General features: G+C 31.3%; 21 protein-coding genes. 13 read left to right on the top strand and 8 right to left on the bottom strand.

Annotated elements, in window-relative coordinates; genetic code table 11:
* Window positions 1–286: 286 nt before the first annotated feature.
* From N5E64_RS08150 to N5E64_RS08175, 6 genes are all read left to right on the top strand, one after another.
* The gene (locus N5E64_RS08150; protein ID WP_280036958.1) at window positions 287–1,669 is read left to right on the top strand and encodes an NAD(P)/FAD-dependent oxidoreductase; all 1,383 of its coding nucleotides are present in this window, start codon (window positions 287–289) and stop codon (window positions 1,667–1,669) included.
* Window positions 1,670–1,796: 127 nt separating this feature from the next.
* Window positions 1,797–2,405, top strand: a complete 609-nt coding sequence (locus N5E64_RS08155; protein ID WP_280036959.1) for a trimeric intracellular cation channel family protein — start codon at window positions 1,797–1,799, stop codon at window positions 2,403–2,405.
* Between the two features lie 38 nt (window positions 2,406–2,443).
* Window positions 2,444–3,049: a trimeric intracellular cation channel family protein gene (locus N5E64_RS08160; RefSeq protein WP_125350023.1), complete on the top strand. Its 606-nt coding sequence runs from the start codon at window positions 2,444–2,446 to the stop codon at window positions 3,047–3,049.
* A 2-nt stretch (window positions 3,050–3,051) separates the two neighbouring features.
* The gene (gene hutG / locus N5E64_RS08165) at window positions 3,052–3,993 is read left to right on the top strand and encodes a formimidoylglutamase (protein ID WP_219035272.1); all 942 of its coding nucleotides are present in this window, start codon (window positions 3,052–3,054) and stop codon (window positions 3,991–3,993) included.
* Between the two features lie 124 nt (window positions 3,994–4,117).
* On the top strand, window positions 4,118–4,984 hold the full coding sequence (locus N5E64_RS08170) for an RNA polymerase sigma factor RpoD/SigA (RefSeq protein ID WP_019975176.1): 867 nt from the start codon (window positions 4,118–4,120) through the stop codon (window positions 4,982–4,984).
* A 55-nt stretch (window positions 4,985–5,039) separates the two neighbouring features.
* Window positions 5,040–5,885 (top strand): lipocalin family protein, encoded by an 846-nt coding sequence (locus tag N5E64_RS08175; RefSeq protein WP_219035271.1) that lies wholly within the window; start codon window positions 5,040–5,042, stop codon window positions 5,883–5,885.
* A 37-nt stretch (window positions 5,886–5,922) separates the two neighbouring features.
* Here N5E64_RS08175 and mgtE read toward each other — a convergent pair whose 3' ends face one another.
* The gene (gene mgtE / locus N5E64_RS08180; protein WP_125350025.1) at window positions 5,923–7,242 is read right to left on the bottom strand and encodes a magnesium transporter; all 1,320 of its coding nucleotides are present in this window, start codon (window positions 7,240–7,242) and stop codon (window positions 5,923–5,925) included.
* A gap of 99 nt (window positions 7,243–7,341) precedes the next feature.
* On the opposite strand from mgtE, the gene N5E64_RS08185 reads away from it, so the two are divergent.
* From N5E64_RS08185 to N5E64_RS08210, 6 genes are all read left to right on the top strand, one after another.
* Window positions 7,342–7,731, top strand: a complete 390-nt coding sequence (locus N5E64_RS08185) for a hypothetical protein (RefSeq protein WP_280036964.1) — start codon at window positions 7,342–7,344, stop codon at window positions 7,729–7,731.
* Between the two features lie 60 nt (window positions 7,732–7,791).
* The gene (locus tag N5E64_RS08190) at window positions 7,792–8,379 is read left to right on the top strand and encodes a hypothetical protein (RefSeq protein WP_114997834.1); all 588 of its coding nucleotides are present in this window, start codon (window positions 7,792–7,794) and stop codon (window positions 8,377–8,379) included.
* Between the two features lie 85 nt (window positions 8,380–8,464).
* On the top strand, window positions 8,465–9,112 hold the full coding sequence (rpe, locus tag N5E64_RS08195; RefSeq protein ID WP_280036965.1) for a ribulose-phosphate 3-epimerase: 648 nt from the start codon (window positions 8,465–8,467) through the stop codon (window positions 9,110–9,112).
* 191 nt (window positions 9,113–9,303) lie between these two features.
* Entirely contained in the window at window positions 9,304–9,804 is a 501-nt protein-coding gene (locus N5E64_RS08200) for a regulatory protein RecX (RefSeq protein ID WP_280036966.1), read from the top strand.
* A gap of 94 nt (window positions 9,805–9,898) precedes the next feature.
* On the top strand, window positions 9,899–10,546 hold the full coding sequence (locus N5E64_RS08205; RefSeq protein WP_114997823.1) for a hypothetical protein: 648 nt from the start codon (window positions 9,899–9,901) through the stop codon (window positions 10,544–10,546).
* Between the two features lie 23 nt (window positions 10,547–10,569).
* Complete coding sequence (locus tag N5E64_RS08210; protein ID WP_280036968.1) at window positions 10,570–11,127, top strand: hypothetical protein; 558 nt, start codon at window positions 10,570–10,572, stop codon at window positions 11,125–11,127.
* 48 nt (window positions 11,128–11,175) lie between these two features.
* Here the strand turns inward: N5E64_RS08210 and N5E64_RS08215 are convergent, their stop codons facing one another.
* The 4 genes from N5E64_RS08215 to N5E64_RS08230 form a co-directional block, all read right to left on the bottom strand.
* Window positions 11,176–11,808 (bottom strand): CatA-like O-acetyltransferase, encoded by a 633-nt coding sequence (locus N5E64_RS08215; protein ID WP_125350032.1) that lies wholly within the window; start codon window positions 11,806–11,808, stop codon window positions 11,176–11,178.
* 29 nt (window positions 11,809–11,837) lie between these two features.
* A complete protein-coding gene (locus N5E64_RS08220) occupies window positions 11,838–12,137 on the bottom strand; it encodes a DMT family transporter (RefSeq protein WP_260392005.1) in 300 nt (99 codons plus the stop codon).
* Complete coding sequence (locus tag N5E64_RS08225) at window positions 12,134–12,721, bottom strand: DMT family transporter (RefSeq protein WP_260392006.1); 588 nt, start codon at window positions 12,719–12,721, stop codon at window positions 12,134–12,136. Before N5E64_RS08225 ends, N5E64_RS08220 begins: the two co-directional genes overlap by 4 nt.
* Window positions 12,722–12,783: 62 nt before the next feature.
* Complete coding sequence (locus N5E64_RS08230; protein ID WP_280036972.1) at window positions 12,784–14,322, bottom strand: serine hydrolase; 1,539 nt, start codon at window positions 14,320–14,322, stop codon at window positions 12,784–12,786.
* 173 nt (window positions 14,323–14,495) lie between these two features.
* Here N5E64_RS08230 and N5E64_RS08235 point away from each other — a divergent pair, with 173 nt between their 5' ends.
* Entirely contained in the window at window positions 14,496–15,488 is a 993-nt protein-coding gene (locus N5E64_RS08235) for a 2-hydroxyacid dehydrogenase (RefSeq protein ID WP_280036973.1), read from the top strand.
* Here the strand turns inward: N5E64_RS08235 and N5E64_RS08240 are convergent.
* The 3 genes from N5E64_RS08240 to N5E64_RS08250 all read right to left on the bottom strand — a co-directional run bounded on the left by N5E64_RS08240 (window position 15,483) and on the right by N5E64_RS08250 (window position 18,134).
* Window positions 15,483–15,827, bottom strand: coding sequence for a DUF4260 domain-containing protein (locus N5E64_RS08240; protein WP_125350035.1), 345 nt, complete (start codon window positions 15,825–15,827; stop codon window positions 15,483–15,485). The genes N5E64_RS08235 and N5E64_RS08240 overlap by 6 nt on opposite strands.
* A 93-nt stretch (window positions 15,828–15,920) precedes the next feature.
* Window positions 15,921–17,717 carry a translation elongation factor 4 gene (gene lepA, locus N5E64_RS08245; protein ID WP_038332533.1) on the bottom strand — a complete coding sequence of 599 codons (1,797 nt, stop codon included), beginning with the start codon at window positions 17,715–17,717 and terminating at the stop codon, window positions 15,921–15,923.
* 126 nt (window positions 17,718–17,843) lie between these two features.
* Window positions 17,844–18,134, bottom strand: a complete 291-nt coding sequence (locus N5E64_RS08250) for a LuxR C-terminal-related transcriptional regulator (RefSeq protein ID WP_125350036.1) — start codon at window positions 18,132–18,134, stop codon at window positions 17,844–17,846.
* Window positions 18,135–18,181 lie beyond the last annotated feature (47 nt).

The following is an 18,181-nucleotide window of genomic DNA, read 5'->3' on the forward strand; positions in this document are numbered from 1 at the left end:
AGGGAACGCCATAATAATTACGCTTATCATTATGTTTTATTAATATTTGTCCATCTGCTATAATTTTAGTACATTGAAGAATAATTTAATTTTGAATAAAATTTTATTTATTCAGCAAGAGGTTTTCTATCTCTTTATATGTTGTAATCATTAGATTACTCATTCTATTCTGTTTTACACAGTTTTTATAGAAGTTAGTTTCTATATCAGGTCGTTTCAGACATAAAAATCAATTACTATCGAGAGATAGTTGAGTAGTTCATATAAGTTTAATTAAAAACAATTCATGAGTTTAAAAGTAGGCATTATCGGGGCTGGACCAAGTGGTTTGGCAATGTTAAGAGCATTTGAGTCAGAAGAGAAAAAAGGTAACAAAATTCCAGAAATTAAATGTTTTGAGAAGCAAGACAACTGGGGAGGAATGTGGAACTACACTTGGCGTACAGGAGTAGGTAAATACGGAGAGCCATTGCATGGCAGTATGTATAAATATTTATGGTCGAATGGACCAAAAGAATGCTTAGAATTTGCAGATTATACATTTTCTGAACACTTTGGGCAAACAATATCTTCTTATCCACCTAGAGAAGTATTATTCGATTATATAGAAGGGAGAATTAAACAAAGTAATGCGCGAAAGTACATTCAGTTTAATACCGTTGCAAGGTGGGTAGATTATGTAGAGGATAAAAAACAGTTTCGCGTTGTTTTTGATGATTTAAAGAAAAATGAAACGTTCGAAGAGTATTTCGATTATTTAATTGTCGGAACTGGGCATTTTTCTACACCAAATATGCCTTATTTTAAAGGTATCGAGAATTATACAGGAAATGTAATGCATGCGCATGATTTCCGTGGAGCTGATCCATTTAGAGGCAAAGAAATTTTATTGATTGGGAGTAGTTATTCGGCAGAGGATATTGCGGTACAATGCTATAAACACGGAACTAAATCGGTCACAATTTCTTATCGTACAAATCCAATTGATTGTAAATGGCCAAATGGAATAGAAGAATTGCCTTTGGTCACACATTTTGAAGATAAGAAAGCATTTTTCAAAGACGGAACATCAAAAGAATTTGATGCAGTGATTATGTGTACAGGTTATCAACACAAATTTCCGTTTTTACCAGATAATTTGCGTCTAAAAACAAAAAATTGTTTGTATCCAGAAGGAATGTATAAAGGTGTAATATCAGATGTTAATGCTCAATTGTTATTTTTGGGAATGCAGGATCAATATTACACATTTAATATGTTTGATGCACAAGCATGGTTTGCACGTGATTATATTTTGGGACGAATTGATTTACCTTCAAAACAGGATATTCAAAAAGATATTCAGAAATGGGTTGATTATGAAAAACAATCGATTTCTGCTGATGATCATGTTGATTTTCAAACTGATTATTTGAAGGATTTAATTCATTTAACTGATTATCCTATGTTCGATTTGGATAAAGTTGCTAATATGTTCAAATCTTGGTTAAAAGATAAAGAAGAAAATATTTTAACTTATCGAGATAAAACCTATACCTCAGTTATGGACGAAACGAAAGCAGAAAAACATCACACACCTTGGATGAAAGAGTTGGATGATAGTTTAGAACGCTATTTGGATGAAGATCCGATTGATGAAAAGCAATTAGAAAAAACAAATTATTATTAATATTAACAAAAAGACTAACAAATGTGTTGGTCTTTTTTTATTTTCGATTGTATATTTAAACATCGTTAAAAAAGAAAAGTGTTTATTTTTGACAGAGCACAACACAATATGATTTAATACAATAGAAATGGAGATTCAATATTTTTTCGAATTATTTGGTACACTTTTTTTTGGAATTTCGGGCGCTTTAGCAGCAGATGAAAAATCTGGTAACGATTGGTTTGGTGTAACCTTTATTGCTTTCCTAACTTCAATTGGAGGTGGTACAATTCGTGATATTTTACTTTCCGTTGAAATTATGTGGATAAAGGATGTTAATCTTATTTATGCAGTAGGGATTGGTGTTATTTTAGCGGCAATTTTCTATGAGCCTCTGTTGAAACTTCGTAAAACATTTATGCTTTTTGATACGTTAGGAATTGCTTTATTTACGATTGTTGGTTTAGAAAAAGCTCTAAATCTTGGAATTCATCCTGTAATTGCACCTGTAATGGGAATGTTTACGGCGGTTTTTGGATCCATTATTCGCGATATGATGTTGAACGAAGTTCCTATTATTTTCAAGAAAGAAATTTATGCGTTTGCATGTCTTTGTGGTGCAGTTATTTATATGATTTTATGGAAATTGGGACTTGATCGTAACATCAATTTCTTTATTTCGGGGGCTGTAATTGTCGCAATTCGTTTGACTGCAATTAAGTATAACTTATCATTACCGAAATTCAAAAGCCATTAATTTATAGATTCGTATCTTAGCGAACTAATTTTTTATAGATGGAAATTCAATACATTTTTGAATTATTTGGGACGGTTGTGTTTGCTATTTCTGGTGCTTTAGCTGGAGATGAAAGACAAAAACATGATTGGTTCGGAATTGCTTGTTTTGCTTTTATAACGGCTGTTGGTGGTGGAACTTTACGCGATCTATTTCTTAACAGTTATCCGTTAGTTTGGATAAATGATATGAATGTCATTTACGCAGTTTTTGCTGGAATTTTGTTGGCAGGATTATTTTTTAAATATTTTTCACGATTAAGAATAACATTAATGCTTTTCGATACATTGGGAATTGCTTTATTTACAATTGTAGGTTTGGAAAAAGCGCATTCTTTGGGCGCAAATGATTTTATTTCTGTGATGATGGGAATGATGACCGCTGTAATGGGAGGAATGTTAAGAGATGTTTTGATGAATAGAACGCCTACAGTTTTTGTGAAAGAAATTTATGCAATGGCATGTGTCGCAGGAGGTGTAATGTATTTAATTTTTGAAAGTTTTGGATTAGATCGTAATATCAATTTTATTGTTTCGGGAGCTATTATTGCCGCAATTCGTATTGTTACTGTAAAATATAATTTGTCGTTACCTAAATTTTATTAATCATGCAAAAAACACCATTTAATCAAGAAAATTGGACAGGAAGAATTGATTCTGAAGATGGAGAATTAGGTTTAAGAATTCATCAAGTAATTTCTGATTATGATAAATTTGAATCATCATCTGTTCAACCAAAAGTACTGTTAGGATTTTGTTCGGAAGAAGGTGTTAAACGGAATAAGGGTAGAATTGGTGCGAAAGATTCACCAGATTTGATTCGAAAAAGTTTGGCGAATTTACCTTTACATTTTTCCGAAACTGATTTTATTTTTGATGCTGGAAATATTCATTGTGATGATAATAATTTAGAATCTGCACGTGAAGAACAAATCAATCAAGTGGATAAAATTATCCAACAAAATCATTTTCCGATTGTAATTGGTGGTGGACACGAAACAGCTTTGGGTGATTTTTTGGCTTTAGCAAAATCATACAAAAATATTGGAATTATCAATCTTGATGCGCATTTTGATTTGAGAACGCCAAATCCGCAATCAACTTCTGGAACGCCTTTTTACGAAATGGCAAAGTATTGCGAAGAAAATGAAATGAAGTTCAATTATATTCCAATCGGTATTCAAGAATTAGGAAATACGAAAGCATTATTTCAACGTGCTGAAAATATAGGAGTTAATTTTATTTTGGCAGATGAAGTGCATTTCAATTTGAATAAAGTATTAGATGATTTGAAAACGATTGTTCAACAATTTGATGTGCTTTATGTTTCGTTGGATATGGATGTTTTTGATGCAGCTTATGCGCCAGGTGTAAGTGCAACGACAATTAATGGTTTGACACCTTTTCAGGTTAAATATATTTTGAAGGTTCTAATGAACTCAAACAAAGTGAAAATATTTGATTTAGTTGAATATAATTCGCTTTTTGATGTTGATAACTCGACAGCGAAACTCTCTGCTCAAATGATTTACGAAGTTTTAAGATATTAATTCTGAAATAATTTACAATATTTTGTAACCTTTTTCAGTTATCTGCGTATACATATATAGTGGTGTTGATAAAATGCCAAAAGAAATCGATAATAATCATTAATAATAGGAGGGTTTTAGTTAAATGAGACAGCTTAAAATTACAAAGCAGGTAACAAATCGTGAAACTGCGTCGTTGGATAAATACTTACAAGAGATTGGTAAAGTAGATTTGATTACAGCGGAGGAGGAAGTAGAGTTAGCACAACGTATCAAAGCAGGAGATCGTGTTGCCTTAGAAAAATTAACAAAAGCAAACTTACGTTTCGTGGTATCTGTTGCGAAACAATATCAAAATCAAGGTTTAAGTTTACCAGATTTAATTAATGAAGGAAATTTAGGTTTGATTAAAGCTGCACAACGTTTTGACGAAACACGTGGTTTCAAATTTATCTCGTATGCAGTTTGGTGGATTCGTCAATCTATCTTACAAGCATTAGCAGAGCAATCTCGTATTGTACGTTTACCATTAAATAAAATTGGATCGATCAATAAAATTAATAAAGCCTATGCTTTATTAGAGCAAGAACATGAACGTGCTCCATCTGCAGAAGAAATTTCTGAAGTTTTGGATATGTCTGAAGGTGATGTAAAAGAGTCGATGAAAAACTCTGGTCGTCACGTCTCAATGGACGCACCATTAGTAGAAGGAGAAGATTCTAACTTATACGATGTATTAAACATTGGTGAATCTCCATCTCCAGACGTTCAATTGATGATTGAATCTTTACGTGTAGAGATTGAGCGTGCATTACAAACATTAACGCCTCGCGAAGCTGATTTAATTCGTTTATACTTCGGATTAAACGGTCAACATCCAATGACGTTAGAAGAAATTGGAGAAACGTTTGATTTAACAAGAGAACGTGTTCGTCAAATTAAAGAAAAAGCAATTCGTCGTTTAAAACATACTTCAAGATCTAAGATTTTGAAAACGTATATCGGACGATAGAAACATAAGAAAGCAGCTAAATAAGCTGCTTTTTTTATAAATACTAAAACACTTTATGAGAAACTTTATTTTACTATTTACTCTTATACTTTTTTCAACTTATACTTTCGGTCAAAAGAAAGTTGATCAAAATTTAGTTGGATTTTGGTCTTCTTCAATTCCTAAAACAAAAGCTGATCCTATTGATGGAAAATGGTTAATCAACCGTAAAAATGATGGAACATTTATTTTATATTTTGAGTTGTTGAGTGGTCGAGATTCTATTTATGCAAAAGAAACAGGAACTTGGTGGACAGATAATAATCAGTATTTTGAGGAAGGAAATGAATTAAACTTCAATGATATTTATTTGTATAAAATCAATGAAAATAAAATTGAGTATAGATTAGAAAAAGGAAAATTACCAAGAGGTTTTAAAACGACTAAATATTCAGAAGAAAAAAGTAATAATTTGACAGATTATTATGAAGAAAAGTATTCTGTATATAAAGCTAAAACCATGAAAAAAATCTTTGATATGGAAAGCTCTGTAGATGGGTTTGCATATGATCAGACAGATGGTGAAGCAGACGAACGTTTTGTAGGTATTTGGATAGGTTCGGAAAAAGATAATCAAGTGAAAGGATTATCTAAAGAATGGGCAATGACAAGAAATGCAGACGGAACTTTTGTTTTGGATTTTAAAACTAAAATGAAAGGAAGAAAAACAGAAAATTCTATAGAAAAAGGAAAATGGTGGGTAAAAGATAATAAGTTTTACGAATACCACGAAGATTCTGAATCAACAGATGTTTATGAGTTTCAGATTTTAAATGAAAATCAGATAAAGTTTAAAGCATTTAATATGGCTTTTGAACAAGAAAATGAAACGTACGAATTTATTGATACAAGAAAAAAATAAATGAAAAACTCCAACTAAATTTAGTTGGAGTTTTTTGTTATAATAATTTTCCGCTTAGTAAAATTGCAGCAATTGTAAAGTAGATAATCAATCCTGAAACGTCAACCAAAGTTGCAACGAAAGGCGAGGATGCTGTTGCGGGATCAAATCCAATTTTTCTCAAAATAAATGGAACTAAAGATCCAGAAAGTGTTCCCCATAAAACAATGACGATTAAAGATAAAGCGACTGTTAAAGCTACATATAGCCAATATTCTCCATAACTATAAATTCCAGTTTTTTGCCAAATTAAGATTCTGATAAAACCAACAAATCCTAGAATTGCACCTAAGATTAATCCCGAAGCAAACTCTTTCTTCATTACATACCACCAATCTTTTAGTTTCAATTCACCCAAAGCCATTGCTCGGATAATTAGTGAAGCCGCTTGAGAACCAGAATTTCCACCACTCGAAATAATCAATGGAACAAATAAAGCCAACACAACCGCTTTTTCGATTTCTTGGTCATAATAACTCATAGCAGAAGCAGTAAACATTTCGCCAATAAATAAGATAACCAGCCAACCTGCGCGCTTTTTGATTAATTCCGCAATAGGTGTTTTAGTATACGAAACATCCAATTCTTCCATACCTCCAAATTTCTGAATATCTTCTGTATCACGCATTTTCATACGATCCAAGATATCGTCAAATGTTACAATTCCGACCAAAACATCATTTTCTGTCACAATTGGCATCGCAGAACGATCGTATTTATCAAAAACTTCTAACGCATCTTCTAAAGGAGTTGTCGTCTTGATTGAAACAAAATTATGATCGATTAAATCTTCTACTTTAGTATCTTCATCAGCCAAAAGAATTTCGCCAATTTTTAAATCATCAATCAATCTATTTTTTCCATCAACAATAAAAATATACGTTAATGTTTCGGCTTTTTTTCCATACTTTTTGATGTGAGCCAAAACTTGTTTTACTGTATAATGTTCTTTTACCTGAATATAATTTGGTGTCATTAAACGTGCAATCGAATCTTCTTTGTATCCAATCAAATTCAGTGCTGTAGCACGTTCTTCAGGATTTAAAAGATTAATGGAATGTTTGATTAATTGATCTGGGAAATTTTCAAAAAGTTCTGTTCGGTCATCAGGATCAAGATTGTTCAAAACCTCGGCTAAATCTTCGTCCGTCAAACTTTTTACAATTTCGTACTGAATATCGGGTTCAAAATAGGAGAATACTTCAACTTTATCATCATTCAAAAGCGAGTAAAAAGCGATGTTTCTTTCTTTTACGTTCAGTGCAGTTAATTGTTCGGCAATATCTGCTGGATGTTGATTAAGCATATTATTTTCCATAAATTTGTTGTTTTTTATCCCGAGCTGCAAATTAAGTCTTTTTGAGATGAGAAGAAGTATAGATTGGCTACTTTTAAGCTAATTTTAATATAGAAAATCATGATGAACAAAGCTGATCAAAACCAAATGAAAGAATATATAAAATCTATGGATGTAGATGAACGATTTGTTGGAATTTGGTCTGGAACCGATCATGGGAAATTTTTTAAAGGTGAAACAAATAGTTGGATGGTCAATAGAAAAGCTGACGGCACAATGACGGTTAACTTTAAAACGATTTATAGAGATGATCGTGTAACTTTTTCTGAAGACGAAGGTGTTTGGTGCACGATTGGTGATGAATATTACGAGTTTAGAGATTCTGATGAGATGGCAGATATTTATACTTATATTTTTATGTCAAAAGATTCGATTCATTTTATCATCAACGAAGAATTGAAAGACGAAGAACCTTATAACTTTATTGATAATAGAGTTTTCTTGGATTAAAAATAATTTTACTGAATCATTTTTTCTGTTATATTCGTATTGTATTAATTAACACTGAAAATGAAAAAACTATTATTTACTCTCTTATTATCAACTTCACTATTTGCTCAAGAAAAAGCAACAGATTTGTTTAATGCAAACGTTAGTTTTATTGGAATCGGAATTCAATATGAAAAAGCTTTATCCGAAAATTTTACAGCTGTAGGATCTTTAGACTATTTGGGAGGTTTTAAATACAGTTATAGCGATTTTTATGGGAGTGATTTTGAGTATATTTTGACAACAAATATAGCTTTAGAAGGACGTTATTATTATAATTTTGACCGAAGAATTGACAAAGGAAAAAATACCAAAAATAATTCTGGGAATTATATTGCTGTAAAAGGAACTTATACGCCAGATTGGTTAACAATTTCTAATAGTGATAATTTAGGTGTTAATCCACAAGGTTCTATTACGTTCAATTATGGATTTAAACGTTCTTTTGCTCAAAACTTTTTTTATGAGTTTTATACGGGATTAGGACTTTCTCTTTATCAAGAAACATATACAAACTATGATTTTGATAATTATACAACATCAGAAGTAAAGAGTACAAATACAGGAGTTGCCTTAGACTTAGGCTTTCGAGTTGGTTACAATTTCTAAAAAAATATAAATCGTTGAGTTTTCAACGATTTTTTTATTTCATTACCTTTGCACCACAAAATACAAACAAACAACAAATAAGATTATGCCAATAGTAGCACCATCAATTTTAGCAGCCGATTTCGGAAATTTAGCAAAAGACATCGAAATGGTTAATAATTCTCAAGCCGAATGGTTTCATTTAGATGTAATGGACGGCGTTTTTGTTCCGAATATCTCTTACGGAATGCCAATTATTGAGAAAATAAATTCGTTAACAGATAAAGTTTTGGATGTACATTTAATGATTGTTGATCCAGATCGTTACATTTCAACTTTCAAACAAGTTGGTGCAGATATTTTGACTGTTCATTACGAAGCGTGTACACATTTACATCGTACAATTCAGGCTATAAAAGCTGAAGGAATGAAAGCAGGAGTGGCGCTTAATCCGCATACACCAGTATCTGTTTTAGAAGATGTGATTAACGATTTAGATTTAGTTCTAATCATGAGTGTTAATCCAGGTTTTGGAGGTCAAAAATTCATCGAGAATACATACAACAAAGTATCAAAATTGAAAAAAATGATTACAGAAGCAAATGCAAATGTTATCATCGAAATTGATGGAGGAGTTGGAGTACAAAATGCATCAAAATTGGTAGAAGCTGGTGCAGATGCTTTAGTTGCTGGTTCGGCAGTTTTCAATGCTGAGGATCCAACAGCATATATCGCGGAATTACAAAAAGCTTAATAAAAATAGTATTGAGATGTGAGAAATTAGAATTGAGAAGTTCATATTTTTTCCTTCAACTATTTAAAATAAATAATATAAAAACTGAATCAGAAATGATTCAGTTTTTTTGTTGATTAATCCTGAACTTTTTTCAGGATCCTCATCAAGTTAATCAAACAATTTTCTTATTAAAATCTTAACTTTGTTGCATGAATTTTTCGAAAGACAACCCAAAAAAGATTTATACGATTGATGAAATCAAAGATAAAATGGCAAAATATTGCCTTTATCAAGATCGTTGTCATTGGGAAGTAGAGAAAAAACTACGCGATTTTGATTTGATTCCAGAAGCGAAAGATGAGATTCTTTTTAAGTTAATTCATTACGGATTTCTAAATGAAGAACGATTTGTTCATAATTTTGTTCGAGGAAAAGTCAATCAAAAAATGTGGGGAAGAAATCGTCTTCGTCAAGAATTAAAAATGCGTCAAATTGATCAAAAATTAATTGAAAAAGCATTTAAAGAAGAAATTGATTTGGATAAATATTGGAATAATTTATTGCATTTAACACAAAAAAAGTTCAATTTATTAGCTTCTGAGCGAGAATCTTTCAAGAAAATAAACAAAGTAAAAGCATATTTAGCGTACAAAGGCTACGAGTTTGATTTGATGAATGATGCTATAGAAACAGTGAAAACAAAAGAGTAATACAATTCATCCGTAAAATTCGACAATTCGGTTAATAATTTTTAAAATTAAAAAAGACTTCACTTAATTTTATTCCATAATAAATAAACACATTATGGAAAATTTAGTCAAAATCATTATTTACATTCACGCTTTTTTTGGAGGAATTGGTTTAGTTGCTGGTACAGCTGTTATGATTATAAAAAAAGGAAATTCGACACACAAAAAAGTGGGAAAAATATTTTCGATTGGTATGTTAGTCAGTTCTGTTCTTTCGTTAATTATTTGTGCTTTTCCAAATCACCACAATTCTTTTCTTTTAATGATTGGTATTTTCACGATTTATATGATTTTGATTGGAAATAGAATTCTAAATTATAAGCGTAAAAATTATTCTAATAATTTGGATAAAATCATTTCTGGAGCAATGTTTATCACATCTATTGTGATGATTGTTTTTGGATTACTTCCACTTTTCAAAAGCAATGCAATTGGATTATTGTATTTAATTTTTGGGTTTTTAGGAGGATTTATGTCTTATCGAGATTTTGTTTTTTACAAGAATACAGAGAATTATAAAAAATGGACAATGAATCATGTTGGAAAAATGGTTGGTGCTTATATCGCTTCAGTAACAGCGTTTTTGGTTGCAGGCGCTGGATTTGGAGATAATATTTATTTTTGGATTGTGCCTTCAATTATCGGAACGATTTATATTTTTTCTTGGTCAAAAAAACTAAATAAAAAAGTTGCAGTGAATTGATTATCTTTAATTAAAACACTTGTATGAAATATATTTATTCAGTTTTAATTCTTTTGTTTTTCTTTGGTTGTCAAACAAACAAGATTAATTCGATTCCAAAAGAAATCAAAAATAAAAATTTTTATCAAGCATTAGAACAAGCAACTATAATAGCTAAATCAAATCATCTGAATGTCGAAAATATAGGAATTATTTTTACAGAGGATAACTTGTACATTTATATTTCTGAAACAAAAGAAATTAATTTGAATAGTGATTACAAATATTTACAAACTAAAATAAATGGTATAATTTATAAATTAATAGTCAATCAAGATGATAAAATTGTTGAAGGATTTGTAGATATAAATAAAGCAATTAAAGTACCTTTTGAAGAAACTGATATTTTTGAAGATGAAATAAAAGGTTATAAAATTAGATTTCAAAGAGATTTAGAATCTAATCAATTTATTTTGCAAAGATTATCACATTATTACGAGTATGATAAAGATTTTATTTTAGAAGAAGATAAAAAATATTTTCCAAATATTAAGATAATTTTACCTGAACCAATAAATGAACCACAAACAGAATCAGAATAAACCATAAAAAAAACGAATTTCGAAACTCGAAATTCGTTTTTACTATTTCTAATATTTACCTAATTCTTTTTCAAATTCTTGCAGATAATTTGCCAAATGAAAACCATCTACAAAACCATGATTCGCCTCAACCGAAACAGGCATATACATTTTATCGTTTTGCGTATACGCTTTTCCAAAAATAATTCGCGGAATAGATTCTCCTGTTCCAAAGTTACTTGGTTGCACTAATCCCGTAAATCTCGACCATGGAAACGTAGAATGACGAACCAAGCCAATGGTAATTTCTTCATTTTTGATGTGCAAACCAACCGAATTTTCTACACTTTGTATTTGCTCTTGAAGTTGTGCGTTAAATGCATTAAAATCTTCGGTAAAATTCATCAACGCAAAACCAAAAGTTCCGTCTTTTCTACCAATTGTTGTTCCGCAATCTAAATGATCGTACACAAAAATTTCATCATCTTCGATGCGATATTTAAACTCATTAATCTTATTTTCTGCCAACATCGAGCAATGTAAATAGACTGCGAAAAAAGACAATTTATTTGCTTTGGCAAATTTGTACGCTTTAGAACATTCAACCTCCGCAACAACTCCGACATACGGATTATCCATTTTCGAGAACATATTAAAATGCTCTATACGATTCCAACCTTCAGGATTAAATTTCTGTTTCATTGATGCAAAGTTAAAAATAGGATTTACAATTACTTCAATCTTTTTTGTTGATATGCATCACCAATTACATTCAGAGTCACGCCTAGAATAATCATAAAAATTCCTAAAGCCAAACTCAACGAAAAATCTTCACCAAAGATCATAACACTTACAGCAACGGCAACCACAGGTTCTGATGCGCCAAGAATAGAAGTGGCTGTAGAACCAATGTTTTTAATTGCATAAATCAAAGCGATGCTCGAAACAACTGTCGTAACAAACGCAAATATAAAAAAGTTGAAGGTTAATTCTAATGATGGTAAAATGAAGGATTCTTTGTGAATAATCATTTTGTTGCGTAATAAATCGTTGTAAATAGAAACGAATAAAAGCTTAATGTAAAGCCTTTTATATCTCGTACTTTCGATTTGTTGACTGTCACAATATATAATCCGTAACCCAAAGCACTGATAAAAACAATTCCTAATCCGATTGGATTTAGCTCGAATTTTCCTTCTTTGAAACTTAGTAAAATTACACCAGCCAGTACAAAAACAATGGCTACAATAGTTGAAATTGTAATTCTTTCTTTGAAGAAAACAGCCATTATGATGGCAACAATCAACGGATAAACGAATAATAATGTGGAGGCAATTCCAGGAGTTAAATAATCATAACCTAAAAATAAGGCATCCGCTGAGATTCCGTACAATAATCCTAAAATGATTAAAAATGGAATCTGTTTCACATCTATTTTGAATGATTGTTTTTTGATGAATAAATATGTTCCGACAATCAATGCAGAAAAAAAGAATCGATAGAATAATGTGGTATCCATCGAAAAATTTGCTTGTTTTATAGGAAGGATAAATAATGGAATTAATCCATAAGATATGGACGATATTAGCCCATATGCGTAACCTTTGAATTTCATTTTTAATAGAAAAAACGAAGTTCGAATTTCGAACTTCGTAATTGATTAGTATTTATTAAAATTTATTTTCTCGTAAAATCTAAATCTTGGAAATCGTAACTGAAATCTGTTAACGGAGAAATGGCTCTCATTTTGAAACCTGTCATTTTTCCATCTTTCATTTCTGCATAAACAAAAGCGTCTGCATGGAAATAACGATTGTACCATTTTACTGCAAAAGTATTGTCTTTGTAAAATGACATTTCACCAGTTAATTGAGGCGAACGTTTCGATTCAAAAATGATTTTTCCTTTCTTTTCATAAATTACAACATCACCAAACCAATTGTCTTTATACGTTCCGATTACGCTTTTTGAATCAAATTTGATGGCTTTATTTTTTTGATTTGCTTCAACTGTTTTCCAAACTTCATCAGTAATAACATCGGCTTCTTCCACATTTTTCTTCATCATATCATCATACGTTTTTACCCAATCTGTAGATGGATTTTTTAAGTAAAAATCTTTGATTGTATTCGAAATTGCTCGGAAAGCTGCACCCGATTGTTGGTTAGTCAAAATCACAATTCCTAATTTTTCTTGAGGATAAAACATCGTTTGTGTTACAATTCCTTCCAATCCACCAGTATGCGAAACTTCCAATTTTCCGTTCATATCCTGCAATTGCCATCCCAAACCATACGCTTTGAATAATGAATTATAAGGTGGAGTTGTACGATTTGGTTGTAAAGTTTGTGGCGTAATCATTTCGTTCATTTGTTTTTCAGAAATAATTTGTTTTCCGTTCACTTTTCCTTTATCCAAATTGAATTGCAACCATTTTGCAAGATCATCTACATTCGAATAAATTCCTGCAGCTGCATCAAAAATGGTGTTCGTATAACGATCAATCACTTGTAATTTTCCGTCAATCGGAACGTGTGGATCAATTGCATTTTTCTTGTCTTTTACTAAGTGCCAATTCGCCGCTGTATTCGTCATTCCAATTGGTTCTAACAATCTTTTTGTTACAAAATCTGTCCAAGATTGCCCCGAAACTCGTTCAATCACAACTCCTGCAATAATGTATAATAAATTATCGTAATCATATTTGACACGAAAATCTGAAACTGGTTTTAAAAACTGAATATTAGAAATAATATCTTTAGGAGTGAAATTGTGTCCATCAGGCCAAACCATCAAATCTCCTGCGCCCAAACCTAATCCACTGCGATGCGTTAATAAATCACGAATTGTGAACTCTTTGGTTACATAATCGTTGTACATCTTGAATTCAGGAATGTGCGTAATCACTTTATCATCCCACTTTATTTTTCCTTCATCAACCAAAATTGCCAAGGCCGCTGCTGTAAAAGCTTTCGAGTTAGAAGCAATTCCAAAATTTGTATTAGACTTAACTTTTTCTCCCGTTTTAAGCGATTTTACACCATAACCTTTCGAATGTACAATTGTTCCATCTTTGATAACCGCAACAGACATTCCAGGAACATCAAAAGTTTTCATGGCATTTTCTGTGACTTGATCAATGGTTTGATTCGAAATATTTTGTCCAAAAGCTGTAAAAGAAGCTAATGTGATTGTTGATAAAAGTATATTTTTCATGTGTGAGTTTGAATTTTCACGAAGTTAGAAATTTTTATTCATCAGCTTATAGCTTTTAGTAAAATATCAAAAATAGAGGATCAATTAATTTTGAATGATTTAAAACTAAATTATAATCAAGTATAAAGTAATTTACAATTAATTAAAAACGTAAATTAGTTAAAAATAATTTAATGAAAATAGCTTTCTTTTCGTCTAAGCCTTATGACAAAACTTTTTTTGAGGCTGAAAATAAAAATTACGGTTTTGAACTTAATTTTTATGAAACACATTTAGGTCCGCATATCGTAAACGCGATTGAAGATGAACACGCTGTTTGTGTGTTTGTGAATGATAAAGTGAATCGACAAGTCATTGAAATTTTAGCAAAAAAAGGCGTTAAAATTATAGCTTTGAGATGTGCTGGTTTTAACAATGTCGATTTGGAAGCTGCGAAAGAATTTGGAATTAAAGTTTGTCGCGTCCCTGCATATTCTCCTGAGGCAGTGGCAGAGCATACAATGGCGATGTTGTTAACATTGAACCGAAAAACGCATAAAGCTTATAATCGCGTTCGTGAACAAAATTTTGCATTGAACGGTTTGCTTGGTTTCAATCTTTTTCAAAAGACAATTGGAATTGTTGGAACAGGAAAAATTGGAAAGGCTTTTGTCAATATTGCGAAAGGTTTTGGTTGCAAAATAATTGCGTATGATTTGTATCCAGATCAAGAATTGATGAATAATGGCGTGGAATATGTTGAGCTGGATAAGTTGTTTAAAAGCTCAGATATTATTTCGTTGCATTGTCCGTTGACGCCAGAAAATCATTACATGATTAATCAAGAAACGATTGCGATGATGAAAGATGGCGTAACGATTATTAATACGAGTAGAGGCGGATTAATCAATACACATGAAGCGATTGAAGCTTTGAAAAATCATAAAATTGGTTATTTGGGAATTGATGTTTACGAGCAAGAAGAAAAATTATTTTTCAAAGATTTATCGGCAGAAATTATTCAAGATGATATGATTCAACGATTGATGAGTTTTCCAAATGTTTTGGTCACTGCGCATCAAGCTTTTTTTACACAAGAAGCGTTGGAACAAATTTCAGAAATTACGATGCGAAGTATTTTAGAAATTTTAGAAAAAGGTTCAACAGATGAGGTTGTGATGTTATAAATTATCTAAATGAGTGGATTTGAAACCATCATATTTTTTGAGACCAAATCCTAAAAAACGATCTAACGCAATATGAGCGAAAAAAATTAATCCAATCATTAAACACCATTCAATGTGTAAAAAATAACCAATGAGAATCAATGAAATTGTCGTAAAATAATTATGAATAAAATTATAAGATATTGCGCCAATCTTATTTCCAAAAAGATAACCTAACATAAAAATATCGGGAGCAAGAAAAAGAATTGCAAACAAAAACCAGGAATAATCAAGTTTATAATAGATGATTAGCGTTACAATTAAAATTGCTAATTGTTCTAATTTTAATAAATTTTTCATAATGTTGATGCTTAATTTATTAGTATAAATATTTTACCAATTGTTACAAAAAAAGCCGTTCATTAGAACGGCTTTTGGTATATAAAAAGAATTTTAATCATTCAATTTCAAAACAGCTAAGAATGCAGATTGGGGAACTTCTACACGTCCAATTTGACGCATTTTCTTCTTACCAGCTTTTTGTTTTTCTAATAACTTACGTTTACGAGAAATATCACCACCATAACATTTTGCAGTAACGTCTTTACGTAATGCTTTGATTGTTTCACGCGCAATAATTTTTGCACCAATCGCTGCCTGAATTGGAATATCAAACTGTTGACGAGGAATTAATTCGCGTAATTTTTCACACATTTTCTTTCCAATATTGTAGGCATTATCAACGTGAATTAAGGCAGATAAAGCATCTACAACTTCACCGTTAATCATGATGTCAACTTTTACCAATTTTGAAGCTTTCATTCCAGAAGGTGCATAATCAAACGATGCATATCCTTTTGAAATAGATTTTAATCGATCATAAAAATCGAAAACAACTTCAGCCAAAGGCATATTGAAAATCATTTCTACTCTATGTTGAGTTAAATAGTTTTGAGATTGTAATTCACCACGTTTCTCAATACATAAACTCATTACAGGACCTACGAATTCAGATTTTGTAATGATTGCTGCTCGAATATATGGTTCTTCAACACGATTTAATCCTGATGGATCTGGTAATTCAGATGGATTATGAACCGGAATCATTTTTTCTGGATCTTTTTCCAAGTACGCTTCATACGAAACGTTAGGAACAGTTGTAATTACCGTCATGTTGAACTCACGTTCTAAACGCTCCTGAATAATTTCTAAGTGTAACATTCCTAAGAATCCACAACGGAAACCGAAACCTAAAGCAGCAGAAGATTCAGCTTCAAAAGTTAATGAAGCATCATTCAAACGTAACTTTTCGATAGAAGCACGCAAATCTTCGTAATCTTCTGTGTCAACCGGATAAATACCAGCGAAAACCATTGGTTTTACTTCCTCGAAACCATCAATAGCTTCGCTTGCAGGATTCTCAACTAATGTAATTGTATCTCCAACTTTTACCTCAGAAGCTTCTTTAATTCCAGAAATAATATAACCTACATCTCCAGTTTTAATGACTTTCTTCTCAACTTGATTCAGTTTTAATGTTCCAATTTCATCGGCACCATATTTTTTGTTGGTAGCCATGAATTTTACTTGATCTCCTTTTTTGATTTCTCCATTTACCACTTTGTAAAAAGCTTCAATTCCTCGGAAAGGATTATAAACAGAGTCAAAAATCAAGGCTTGTAACGGTGCATCTGGATCACCAACTGGTGCAGGAACTTTCTCGATAATTGTGTGTAACAATTCTAACACACCTTCACCTGTTTTTCCACTTACACGCAAAACATCTTCGGGATCACAACCAATCAAATCAACAATATCGTCTGTTACTTCTTCTGGATTTGCAGAAGGTAAATCGATTTTGTTCAAAACTGGAATGATTTCCAAATCATTTTCTAAAGCCAAATAAAGGTTAGAAATGGTTTGTGCTTGTATACTTTGTGCAGCATCTACAATTAACAAAGCTCCTTCACAAGCGGCAATCGAACGAGAAACCTCGTAAGAAAAATCCACGTGACCAGGAGTGTCAATTAAATTTAAAATATATTTTTCACCATCTTTTTCATATTCCATTTGGATGGCGTGCGATTTAATTGTGATTCCGCGTTCGCGTTCCAAATCCATATCGTCTAAAGTTTGATTTTGTAACTCACGATCAGAAATCGTGTTTGTTACTTGCAATAAACGATCGGCCAAGGTACTTTTACCATGGTCAATATGGGCGATAATACAGAAATTACGGATATTTTTCATATTCTATTTGTCGAATAGGCAAAAATAATCTTTTCCGTGCAGACTGCAAGTATTTTGAAAAATATTATGAATTATATTTTAATAAATTAACGAGAGTTGAAGTGTGTTTTTTACTAAAAAATAAATCTAGGCAATTATCCGATGAAAAAAAGTATATAATTCATCTTCTTTTACTAGACCAAATTTTTGTTTCAAACGATACTTTGTTATTCGTACACTTTTTGGTTCAATATTAAGAAGAGTTGCAATTTGTTTGGTGTCTAAACCAAGATAGATATACGAACAATATTTCAAATTAAGAGGTGTTAGTTTTTGCTTAGAATGCTCGTTTAGCGTTTTGAAAAAGTTTGAATGTAATTCTTGAATTCTAAATTTAGCACTTTCAAAATCATTATCCATTAAATTTTCTTCTCGCATAACTTGTTTTAAATTGATAGAAGAATCATTTCCATTTTTTTGTAGTT

Origin of the sequence: Empedobacter sp. GD03739 (assembly GCF_029843245.1) — a bacterium.
GTDB lineage: Bacteria > Bacteroidota > Bacteroidia > Flavobacteriales > Weeksellaceae > Empedobacter > Empedobacter falsenii_B.

Coding starts and splice junctions, on each gene's coding strand:
- N5E64_RS08150 (WP_280036958.1), top strand. CDS start 287: ATGAGTTTAAAAGTAGGCATTATCGGGGCTGGACCAAGTGGTTTGGCA.
- N5E64_RS08155 (WP_280036959.1), top strand. CDS start 1,797: ATGGAGATTCAATATTTTTTCGAATTATTTGGTACACTTTTTTTTGGA.
- N5E64_RS08160 (WP_125350023.1), top strand. CDS start 2,444: ATGGAAATTCAATACATTTTTGAATTATTTGGGACGGTTGTGTTTGCT.
- hutG (WP_219035272.1), top strand. CDS start 3,052: ATGCAAAAAACACCATTTAATCAAGAAAATTGGACAGGAAGAATTGAT.
- N5E64_RS08170 (WP_019975176.1), top strand. CDS start 4,118: ATGAGACAGCTTAAAATTACAAAGCAGGTAACAAATCGTGAAACTGCG.
- N5E64_RS08175 (WP_219035271.1), top strand. CDS start 5,040: ATGAGAAACTTTATTTTACTATTTACTCTTATACTTTTTTCAACTTAT.
- mgtE (WP_125350025.1), bottom strand. CDS start 7,242: ATGGAAAATAATATGCTTAATCAACATCCAGCAGATATTGCCGAACAA.
- N5E64_RS08185 (WP_280036964.1), top strand. CDS start 7,342: ATGATGAACAAAGCTGATCAAAACCAAATGAAAGAATATATAAAATCT.
- N5E64_RS08190 (WP_114997834.1), top strand. CDS start 7,792: ATGAAAAAACTATTATTTACTCTCTTATTATCAACTTCACTATTTGCT.
- rpe (WP_280036965.1), top strand. CDS start 8,465: ATGCCAATAGTAGCACCATCAATTTTAGCAGCCGATTTCGGAAATTTA.
- N5E64_RS08200 (WP_280036966.1), top strand. CDS start 9,304: ATGAATTTTTCGAAAGACAACCCAAAAAAGATTTATACGATTGATGAA.
- N5E64_RS08205 (WP_114997823.1), top strand. CDS start 9,899: ATGGAAAATTTAGTCAAAATCATTATTTACATTCACGCTTTTTTTGGA.
- N5E64_RS08210 (WP_280036968.1), top strand. CDS start 10,570: ATGAAATATATTTATTCAGTTTTAATTCTTTTGTTTTTCTTTGGTTGT.
- N5E64_RS08215 (WP_125350032.1), bottom strand. CDS start 11,808: ATGAAACAGAAATTTAATCCTGAAGGTTGGAATCGTATAGAGCATTTT.
- N5E64_RS08220 (WP_260392005.1), bottom strand. CDS start 12,137: ATGATTATTCACAAAGAATCCTTCATTTTACCATCATTAGAATTAACC.
- N5E64_RS08225 (WP_260392006.1), bottom strand. CDS start 12,721: ATGAAATTCAAAGGTTACGCATATGGGCTAATATCGTCCATATCTTAT.
- N5E64_RS08230 (WP_280036972.1), bottom strand. CDS start 14,322: ATGAAAAATATACTTTTATCAACAATCACATTAGCTTCTTTTACAGCT.
- N5E64_RS08235 (WP_280036973.1), top strand. CDS start 14,496: ATGAAAATAGCTTTCTTTTCGTCTAAGCCTTATGACAAAACTTTTTTT.
- N5E64_RS08240 (WP_125350035.1), bottom strand. CDS start 15,827: ATGAAAAATTTATTAAAATTAGAACAATTAGCAATTTTAATTGTAACG.
- lepA (WP_038332533.1), bottom strand. CDS start 17,717: ATGAAAAATATCCGTAATTTCTGTATTATCGCCCATATTGACCATGGT.
- N5E64_RS08250 (WP_125350036.1), bottom strand. CDS start 18,134: ATGCGAGAAGAAAATTTAATGGATAATGATTTTGAAAGTGCTAAATTT.